Consider the following 1,262-nt stretch of genomic DNA (forward strand, 5'->3'; position numbering starts at 1 on the left):
TGGATATGCAAATAAAAAGTACAGTTTAAGTTAAGCGACATTTTTGTAAATGCTGTTTTGATTATTAAATTCTTCTATTGTTTTGTAATTCAATGCACCGTGTCGTCTTTTTTTGTTGTACCAGATTTCTATATATTCAAAGATTTCTAGTTCCATTTGTTGTTTCGTTATGAGTTTATTACCGTAAATTAATTCTGTCTTTAATGATTTAAAGAAGCTCTCAGCTACTGCATTATCCCAGCAGTTTCCTTTTCTACTCATGCTTCTAATCACGCCATAAGATTCAATTGTATTAGCAAATTTCTTATTTGCATATTGAACGCCTCTATCAGAGTGAAAAATCAATCCTTTCTGAACCTTTCGGCTTCTTATTGCCGTTTTCCAAGCTGCAAGTGTGGTTTCTTCAGTATTCATTCCATTACTTAAACTCCAACCAATCATTTTTCGGTCGTATAAATCAATAATTGTTGTTAGGTATAAAAACCCTTCTTTAGTTTGGATGTAAGTTATGTCGGAAACCCAAACTCTTGATGGATTGGTAACCATAAAGTTTCTATTCAATACATTTTCTACTACTAAATAATTGTGTTTTGAGTCAGTTGTGATTTTAAATTTCTTACTCAACTTACTTTTTAAACCAAGCTCTTTCATGTATTTTGCTACAGTTATCCTTGAAATATTATAGCCCAATGCATTTAATTCAATGGTAATCCTTGGGCTTCCATAACGCTGTTTTGAGGCAAAATAAATGTCCGTTATTTGTTGCTTTATTTTGTTTTTTCTGAGTATTCTATTAGAAATAGGTTTGTTTTTCCATTTATAATATCCACTTGAGCCAATTTCTAAAACCTTACACATTTTTTCAATCGGAAATAGGTATTCATGATTTTTAATGAACGTATATTTCATCGACCGCTCTTGGAAAAAATGCCGATTGCTTTTTTTAATATGTCACGTTCTAGTTCTGCATCCTTAAGCTTTTTCTCAAGCTCGTGAATCTTTTCTTGCTCTGGTGTCAGTTTAAGATTTCCTTTTCCAGGAAAACTACCTACTCCAAATTCTTCATATTCTTTTCGCCATTTGTAAAGCAAAGTGACTTTAATTCCTAGTTCTCTAGCTAGTTCTGAGATATTGTCTCTTTCATTGCTTAATTGGACTGCTTTTGTCTTAAAAGCTGGATCATAAATTCTTCTCTCGCGTTTCATATGTTAAAAATAAGATTTTATTCTTAACTTTAACTGGAAGCTAAATTAGTATATCCA

The 1,262-nt window shown here is 31.5% G+C and carries 1 protein-coding gene; it reads right to left on the minus strand.

What is annotated here, in order from left to right; translation table 11 throughout:
- Positions 1-30: 30 nt before the first annotated feature.
- Positions 31-1,205 (minus strand): IS3 family transposase gene (locus Q0075_RS04180; RefSeq protein ID WP_297868415.1). Its coding sequence is split into 2 segments (ribosomal slippage): positions 31-938 and positions 938-1,205, totalling 1,176 coding nucleotides; the frame shifts between segments, so codons are not numbered across the junction.
- Between the last annotated feature and the right edge of the window lie 57 nt (positions 1,206-1,262).

Source organism: uncultured Flavobacterium sp., assembly GCF_937967675.1.
In the GTDB taxonomy this organism is placed as follows: domain Bacteria; phylum Bacteroidota; class Bacteroidia; order Flavobacteriales; family Flavobacteriaceae; genus Flavobacterium.